The organism is Marinobacter arenosus, assembly GCF_019264345.1.
Classification (GTDB): Bacteria; Pseudomonadota; Gammaproteobacteria; order Pseudomonadales; family Oleiphilaceae; genus Marinobacter; species Marinobacter arenosus.
This window is the reverse complement of record NZ_JAHVAO010000005.1, coordinates 93342-99414: the sequence shown is the minus strand read 5'-3', so window position 1 is coordinate 99414 and position 6073 is coordinate 93342. Positions and strand designations below refer to the sequence as shown.

The 6073-nt window shown below is 58.9% G+C and carries 3 protein-coding genes and 1 rRNA gene; 1 reads left to right on the top strand and 3 read right to left on the bottom strand.

Annotated elements, in window-relative coordinates:
- Positions 1-6: 6 nt before the first annotated feature.
- Positions 7-121: ribosomal RNA gene (gene rrf, locus KXD86_RS18680) — 5S ribosomal RNA — on the top strand.
- A gap of 70 nt (positions 122-191) precedes the next feature.
- Here the strand turns inward: rrf and KXD86_RS18675 are convergent.
- From KXD86_RS18675 to KXD86_RS18665, 3 genes are read right to left on the bottom strand one after another with little or no spacing between them, the layout of a single operon-like run.
- Entirely contained in the window at positions 192-872 is a 681-nt protein-coding gene (locus KXD86_RS18675) for a sensor histidine kinase (protein ID WP_218637656.1), read from the bottom strand.
- 32 nt (positions 873-904) lie between these two features.
- Entirely contained in the window at positions 905-2542 is a 1638-nt protein-coding gene (locus KXD86_RS18670; protein WP_218637650.1) for a response regulator, read from the bottom strand.
- The gene (locus KXD86_RS18665) at positions 2539-6057 is read right to left on the bottom strand and encodes a hybrid sensor histidine kinase/response regulator (protein WP_218637649.1); all 3519 of its coding nucleotides are present in this window, start codon (positions 6055-6057) and stop codon (positions 2539-2541) included. Before KXD86_RS18665 ends, KXD86_RS18670 begins: the two co-directional genes overlap by 4 nt.
- Positions 6058-6073 lie beyond the last annotated feature (16 nt).

The window sequence follows — 6073 nt, the reverse complement described above, 5'->3', positions numbered from 1 at the left end:
GTTTTGTCTGACGACCATAGCGGCTTGGAACCACCTGATCCCATCCCGAACTCAGAAGTGAAACAGGCCTGCGCCGATGGTAGTGTGGCATTGCCCATGTGAGAGTAGGTCATCGTCAGACTCCTAATACCAAAACCCCAGCTTCTTCGAAGCTGGGGTTTTTTATTGCCCGCAGAAAAGTAGGCCCGCGGTCAGGGTAGCCAGATCTCGAAAACGCCGCCGCCCAAGCTGCCACCATTATGAAGCGTGATGGAGCCGGTCCGATCGCCTTCGCAGTGAAGCCTGGCGACGGATGAGGCAAAGAACAGACCCAGGCTTGTGCTACCGCTGTTAAAGTCCAGAGATTTGAAGCTCAGTGTCCCGGTGTGCTGCATGCTTTCCGGGTAGCCCTCACCATCGTCTTCGACGCCAATGACAAGATAGCCGCGGCGCTCTTCTGCCGTAAGCCGAATTCTGCTTCGGGTGTAACGCAAGGCATTGTTGATGGTGTTGTTGAGCACGCCGGTCAGCAGGTCCGCATCAAAGAAACCGTTGATGTCCTGCGCTTCGATGTGACATTCAATGCCCAGGCCGTTAAGAAGGGGCGTGTGTCGGGCAAGATGTTCCGACAGGAAGTCCGGGACGAAATGCTCCTCAATGTGAGCCGAGAGGTTCTCTTCACCAAGCCGGTAGATGCCCAGTAATTGAACCAGGTCGTTATGCATCCGTTCGGCTTCGTATTGGAGGGTATTGAAGCGGGATGACTCGTTAAGGGTCTGTTCGTAATCCGCTCGTAACTCGTCGAGAGAATTCAGTAGCATGCCCAGTGAATTTTTCATGTCGTGGACGGCGGACGCCAGGACCATGGAGAAGTCTATGCCCTGGTCGACCAGTCGGCCCGGGTTCTTCGGCTCTTGCACGTCGGTCATGCTGTCAGTCCTTCCAGTTTTCGGCACAATGCCTGGTACCGTCGATGCTGACGATGTTGCTGGGGAAGCCCCTCAAGGCGATTAAGGCAGTCCCTGCACTGTCTCAGGAGTTCCGGATTGGAGGAGTCCGTCTCGTACTCCTTCATCAATACCTGAACCAGGTTCAGGTTCAGGGCGGCGTGGTCCGGAACCACCGCCAGCGCTCGCGTGAAGGCGTCCGCGGCGGCTGCCAGTTGGCCGGCTTCGAACGCCTTTATGCCATCGCGGTTGAGCGTGCGGGCCTGAAGTTTCTGTCGGAATCCGACGGGCTCGTCCAAAAGGTTCTCAATCTTCTGCATCACCTCTGCATTGTCGGCAAAACGCTCGGCGAGCTGGGCGAGCAAGGCTTTGGCATCGCTGTCCCGCTCGACTCTGAACAGTGTCTTGGCGTAATCGAGCCCGGTGTCGGGATCGAGCGTGTCTGTGCTCTCAATATCGTTCCGAATCTCAGCAAGAAGCTTCTCTGCCGTTTGCTGGTTACCCTGGCCGGCGTGCACCCGGCATTGAATGATGCGACTTCGCAATCCCACGTCTTCCCGATCCGAGAACCGTTTCTCCATCCGGCTCAACACGGAAATGGCCTCATTGGCGCGATCCACGCCTTCGGGCTCGCGATCGCCCTCGCTCAGGTCAGAGAGGCTCTGTCCAAGGGCCAGGTGATGTTCGGCGCAGTCGTGGATGGAGTGGGTACCGAGCGAAACGGTACGTCGCCAAGCCTCGGACGCGGTTTCCATATCCTGGTTGGCCTCGGCCAGCTCTGCCAAGTGTCGCTGGCGTAACAGCGCATTCGGGGAATGTTCGATGGCCTGTTCGAGTACCCGCTGGGCCTGGGTCATTTTGCCTTGACGCTCGAGGCCATCGGCCAGCAGATCATAGGCTTCCATGTAGTCCGGATGATTGATGATCAATTGCTTGAGGCTGTCGACGGCCTGGTCATGGCTGCGATTCGCCAGCAGAACTTTGCTGCGGCCGAGTCGGGCCCACGACAGTTCTCGCTGGCTGAGTACCTCGTCATAGACCTTCGCTGCGTGGGCCAGATCGCCAAGACGGTAGTAAAGGTCGCCGAGGGTTTTCATCAACCAGGTCTTGTAGCGTGTCTGCCTGGGAAGTGCCTGCAGGCACAGGGAAATGGCCTCCGGGTAGTTTTCCCGATCGATCTCCCGGTTAATGGGGTACAGGGCATTGCGCTGATCGATCAGGGCGCTCAACCGCTGTTCGAGTAAGGCGCGGTTGATCGGTTTCGTCAGGTAACCGTCCGGCTGGTTTTCCCGGGCGCCCATAACCATCTGTTTCGATGTTTCCGCAGTCACCATAAGGAAGAGGGATGATCGCTTGAGCAGTTTCTTGTGCCGAAGCTCCTCCAGCACATGCTGGCCATTCCGACCTTCCCCGAGGTTGTAGTCACACAGCACAACGTCGATGTGATTGTAGGTGCAAAGCTGGATGGCCTGTGTCGCATTGGCGACCAGCTCGATATTGTCGGCACCGCAGCTCCGCAGCATCTGACGCATGGAAAGTCGAAAGTTCTCGAAGTCATCAATGATCAGGTAGCTGAGCTTGCCAAATGTACCGGCTTTGTTGCTGGGATCCGTCATGACCGTTTCTGCTTGAGTAACTTGTTGACCAGGGCTCGGAGTGCCGCCGGCTTAACGGGCTTGTAGAGAATATGGTAGCCGCGGCTTACGGCGTCTTCGCGAACCTCAGGCGCCATGTAGCCGGTTATCAGTATGCCCGGAATGTCAGTGCTGACCGCTTCGCGAAGCCTGTCCATGGCATCCAGGCCGTTCTTGTTATCGTCCAGCTGATAGTCGGCCAGAATGATTTCCGGGGTACGACCATCAAGTTTCTCAAACGCATCGTCCAGGCTCTCTGCTGCTGTCACATCGCATTTCCAGTTGCCCAATAGCGCCACCATGCCCTGGAGAATGGCGGGATCGTTGTCGATACACAGCGCGTGCAGGCCACCCAGGCTGGAAACGCGCCGGGAACCCGCCGATGGTTTGGCACTGGCGGGCTCGCGCGTTTCCGGAGCGGCTATCGGAACGGTGATACCGAACAGACTGCCACGGCCCTGGATTGAGTGCACGGTCACCGGGTGATTGAGCATGCCACTGATCCGGTCGACAATGGCCAGCCCCAGGCCCAGGCCTTTTTTGTCTCGGCCGGCATGAAAGCGCCGGAACTCTTCAAAGATATGGGCAACCTGGTCTTCCGGAATACCCGGGCCGGTATCCCACACATCGATCCGGATATAGCCTTTGAGCCGGCGGCAGCCGAGCAGTATTTTTCCTTTGGGCGTATAGCGTATGGCGTTGGAGAGGAAATTCTGCACCACCCGACGCAACAGTTTGGCGTCTGAGCGGACCCAGGCAGAACTGGGGACGACGTGCAGGTCCAGCCCTTGATCCTTGGCGATGGCGGAAAAGTCCGTCGCCAGGTGGCGAAGGATGTCGTTAACGGGAAAAACGCCAATGTCCGGTTCCAGTGCCCCGGCGTCCAGTTTGGAGATGTCCAGCAGGGTACTGATGATTTCCTCGGCGGCGCCCAGGGAACTGTCGATGTGATCAACCAGATCCTTGGTTTCGTTATCGGAGGATTTGCCGGCTAGGGCCGAGGTAAACAGGCGAGCCGCGTTCAGGGGCTGCAGAAGGTCGTGACTGGCCGAGGCCAGGAATCGGGTTTTACTCTGGTTTGCCTGTTCCGCGACCGACTTTGCCTTGAGCATCTGCTCGTTGATGACCTGCAATTCCTGGGTTCGTTCCTTGACCCGTTGCTCCAGGTAGATATTGGTCTCTTTCAGCGCCTGTTCGGTTCGGCGCATGGCTGTGATGTCCTGGAAAGTGGTGACATAGCCGCCACCCGGAATCGGGCTGCCATCAACCCTCAGAACGGTGCCGTCCGGGCGCTGGCGTTCGTAGGACATTGGTTTGCCTTCCCGCATGCTGGCGCAGCGGTTGGAGACGATGTCATCGATGCGTCGGGCAGACAGGTTGGCGTTCGTCAGGTTGTAACGCATCAGGTCTTCCACCGGGCGGCCAACCCGGACGAATCCCTTGGGGTAGGTGAACAGTTCCAGGTAACGATGGTTCCACACCACCAGTTGCTGCTGGTGGTTGACCACCGACACCCCGAGACTGATGTTCTCGATGGCCGACTGCAACAGCTCACGACTGAAGGTCATGGCCTGGGAGGCTTCGTCGACGATGCTGACGACGTCCTCGATCTGCATGTCGCGACCTGTGAGGGTCGATTCCAGAACCACGCGGGCCGTGGACGCCCCAATCACCGAGGCTAACTGGCGTTCTATGTACTTCATCAGGTGGCCGGAGGCCGGGCGGTGCGGATGCAGGCGAATGGCATTGCGGCGTTCGTAATTGCGGAAAATGGTTTCCGAACGCTCCTCGCCCATGAACCGGTCCGTCAGCGCCTGCAGATCCGAGGTCAGGATCTCGCCCTGCCAGCTTTGATGTTGAGCGGTTTCTGCCTTGGGTTGAGGATCGTGGAAGAACGAAGCAATCTGGATCTTTTCCCGCACCCGCTGGCGCGTCAGCATCGACAGGACGGTGTAGGTCAGGGTATTGATCCCGAGACTCCAGATAATGCCATGGCTGATCTGGTCCAGGTCCGACCCGAACAGGGCCGTTGGACGGGTCCAGCTCAACCCCCAGAGGCCCTGGTTGATCAGGGTGTCGGTCACCCATCCGGTGGACGCGAGTGCCGGCAGCAGAAGCGTGTAGCACCACATCAGGAAACCCAGAGCCAGGCCCCAGACGGCGCCCATGTAATTGCCGCGGCGCCAGATAATGCCCCCCACCAGAGCCGGACCAAACTGGGCAGCGGCGGCAAAGGAGAGGAGCCCGAAGGCGGTCAGGCTGTAGTCCTCGCCTGCCATGCGATAGAAGCCATAAGCGGTGAGCAGAACCACAAAGATGGCGACACGGCGGATGCTCAGCAGCAGATAGCTCAGGTCCGCGCGCCGGTTCATTCCCGGGCGGAAGAACTTCAACAGGGCCGGCATGATGATTTCGTTGCTGACCATGGTCGCGATCGCGACCGAACAGACAATGACCATGGCCGCAGCCGCGGAGCCTCCGCCGAGGAACGCCAGGATCGCCAGCCATTCCTCGCCCGCCATGATCGGCAGTTGCAGGATCAGGATGTCGGGGTTGACGTTAGCGGCTTCAGGCGCCAGCAGGCCGGCAGCGGCAATCGGCAGCACGAACGCGCTGGCGACAACCAGATAGATCGGCATGGCCCAGCGGGCAACCTCGAAATCCCGATGATCGGTATTCTCGACCACCATGACGTGAAACTGTCGGGGCAGGCAGATGATGGCCAGCATGGCCACCAGCGTCTGGGTAATGAACGCCGGGGTTTCGAGCCCATCCGTGGTCAGGGTGCTGATGAGGTCGGCGTCACGTGCCCGGTCCAGCAAATCGCCAAATCCGCCATAAAGACCATATCCGACGAACAGCCCTACGGCCACGAAGGCGACCAGCTTGATCAGTGATTCGAAGGCAACCGCCTGAATCATGCCCCGGTGGTGTTCCGTGGATTCCAGGTGGCGAGTGCCGAACAGCACGGTAAAGACGGCCAGCGCGAGGGTGATGTACCAGGCCGAGTCATTCCACGCCACGGTGCTGAGTTCTGAAGATCCAGTGCCGGTCTCGGACAGGACGTTGAAACCCATGGAGATCGCTTTCAGCTGAAGCGCGATGTAGGGCACGCTTCCGATCAGGGCGAAGGTGGCAATCATCGCGGCCAGGAGCTGCGATTTGCCGTATCGGGAGGCAATGAAATCGGCAATGGAGGTACTGTTATTGCGCTTGCTGATGTAGATGATGCGGCGCAGCAGGGGCGCACCGAACAGGAAGACGAGCAGTGGCCCGAGATAGATGGGCAGGAAGCCCAGCCCTTCCTGGGTCGCCCGGCCAACCGCGCCGTAGAAGGTCCAGGAGGTGAAGTAAACCGCCAGAGAGAGCGCATAGATGTGCGTGCGCGCCAGGCGGCGGCGGTAGAGTCCCGGGTGTTTGTCACCGGCCCAGGCGATGACAAACAGAATCGAGATGTAGGTGAAAGAGATTAAAACCAGCAGCCAGGCACTAATCATGGTAAAGCGATTCCAT